Source organism: Burkholderia sp. MSMB1078WGS, from assembly GCF_001528895.1.
GTDB lineage: Bacteria > Pseudomonadota > Gammaproteobacteria > Burkholderiales > Burkholderiaceae > Burkholderia.
On the sequence record NZ_LPDI01000072.1, the window covers coordinates 1 to 2,184 of the forward strand.

The 2,184-nt window shown below is 58.1% G+C and carries 1 protein-coding gene and 1 pseudogene; both read right to left on the reverse strand.

What is annotated here, in order from left to right; genetic code table 11:
* Nucleotides 1-124: 124 nt before the first annotated feature.
* The gene (locus tag WT24_RS17790) at nt 125-931 is read right to left on the reverse strand and encodes a DUF3472 domain-containing protein (protein WP_060035266.1); all 807 of its coding nucleotides are present in this window, start codon (nt 929-931) and stop codon (nt 125-127) included.
* A 782-nt stretch (nt 932-1,713) separates the two neighbouring features.
* Nucleotides 1,714-2,024 (reverse strand): annotated as a pseudogene (locus WT24_RS35635) (helicase).
* Between the last annotated feature and the right edge of the window lie 160 nt (nt 2,025-2,184).

Below are 2,184 nucleotides of genomic sequence, written 5' to 3' on the forward strand. Positions count from 1 at the left end.
AACCTCCCGTTCCTATTGGGAAAATTGCCTCCGAAACACTAACACTCATTTGTGTCCAGGATTTCTAGAGCAGATCAGTGCTTCAACCCAGAGGGGCGTCGTTAAAAGACCGCATCCGAGTCACTTATTTCGGCGCGCCGGGGCTACCGGGGAGAAAGCCGTTTTCGATGAGATAAGTGGCCGTGTTGACGAGCGTAGAGCGCGCATTCGGCGTGCCGACTGCCACTGCACACTTGTCCTTGCCACCACCCAGGCGAACCGACTGCTCGGTCGTCGAGTATTCCACGCCTTTCAGGTAGAAACTGGGCAGAGAGGTTGTGTACCGCACATACGGGACGCAGGCTCGCTGCGCCGGATCCTTGGGGCCACCATTGAAAGGAAAGTATTCGTCGAACAGGTATGCGAATCGGGAAAGGCCGCCCCAGGACGAGGGGACCGATATTTTACCGGTTGACATCCGGGTGCCGGCAGCCATATCCGTGATGAAGCCTTCGATGGTCGCGTTGCCGCCGTTCACCGCGGGGACGCTGTACGCAATCTCCAATTGATAACGGCGGCCGGGCTTCCATGCATAAGCGAGAGAACAGGAAGTGCCCGAGCCACCATCCGCACCGCCGCGGCAATTTGATGCGAGTGGCGTTGTACCAGTGCCGAATGCGCTGAAGATGACGAGATTCGATCCTTCGGTGCGAGGCTGGATACCGGTATAGATCGCATGGCCACCGCGTTCCGAGGTCAGTTGGTTGGCCCAGTAGTAACTGCGATTGACCGTGGTCGGAACGACTATGGGCGTAATGTCCCAGGTCATGCGGTCGTAACCCCCCGCTGGGGTGGACCGTGCGGCAGCAGAAATATTCGGGTCGGCGTGTGCGGTCAGCGATGCGGAAATAGCGAAGGTCGCAGAAGTGATCAGCCGGGTCGGTACTCTCATGGGTTCTCGCGGTAGATGGTAGAAATGTGGACAGGTAGTACGCTAGGCAATGCGCACGTCCTGCGGCGCGGAAACCCGCTTTCAGTTCCGCTGGTGAGTCACGTTAGCACGGCGCGCGACTTTACCTTATCGCAGTTCTTCGAAAGTGCGGCATTCCAAACAAGGCGGCGCATGCCCGTTTCCAGGTATGCTTCGAGGGACGGCCGGGGTTCGTGAAATTTGCCGCGCTACGCAAATTCATTGTGGGTTCACGTGGATCGCGTCGGCAGGCCCAGAAAACGCAATCATCCTCTACAACACAGTACTGCTCTCTTGTGCGTATGAGCAAAAGCGTACCGCATGGTGACCATGCCGCGACAGATCTCAGGTCGACAATTCGCTGGTCGTCTGGCAGGCAGTGAAAGCGATCAAGAAGTTCGCACAAGCGAACCGGCGCAGTTGTCGTTGTCGTAGAGAACCGACGATGACAGCACCTTGCGACTATCGGCTTTCGCATTACCGCCGACGTTCCCTCTCGAGTCGGTGCTCGACGCCTGTACCTGTTTCGTGCGAGAGTGCGTGCCGGGCCTGACGAAACGTTAATTACTGACGCGTGCGAGGTCGGATGCCGACGTTGCGGCCACTTACGCATCCACGGCAGCTGCCCCTATTGTGGTGGTCGCGCAATTCGATTCAGCCCGACGAGCGGCGCCCCCTCATGTATATCCGTAAGCGTGCGCAGGCTGTGCGGATCCGGCCCCAGGGCGTCCGCAGCTTTCCGCCGGCTTCAGTACGAGGACCTGTTACGAGCCGTTCAGCCACGGCATCTCCACAAGTGACACGACCAGTTGCCGGAACTCTCGGATCGAAGATGAACCCGACTACGATCATCGACTCGGCGTAGGGAACCGGAAAGACCTGCGGATTTTCCGGCGTCCGCAGGGGTGGCGTTTGGGCGTGTCAGTAGTCGCTGTGGCGTTCTCGCACACCCTTTCCAGGTCGTCCGCCATCGCGGGGCGTCGACTTTCAGGACACGGTTCCTCAGATCGCTGAAAGGCTCGACGCGTGCATCGTATATGTGGCAACAGGGTACTTCATAAACGAAACAGGGCAGTGTCGTTTCCCATGAGAAGGAGTGCTATTCTAACTAGGTGCGAGCAGCCAGCGAAAACCGGTCATGCACGAGATGGCTGCAAGCTAGCTGTGAAGCTTCAATAGGTTGTATCGATGGTTCATCCGGACTGAGTCTGGGAGACTGGAAGTCGCCAAACACC

Excerpts from the sequence above, each read along its gene's own strand:
- WT24_RS17790 (WP_060035266.1), bottom strand. The coding sequence starts at position 931 with ATGAGAGTACCGACCCGGCTGATCACTTCTGCGACCTTCGCTATTTCC.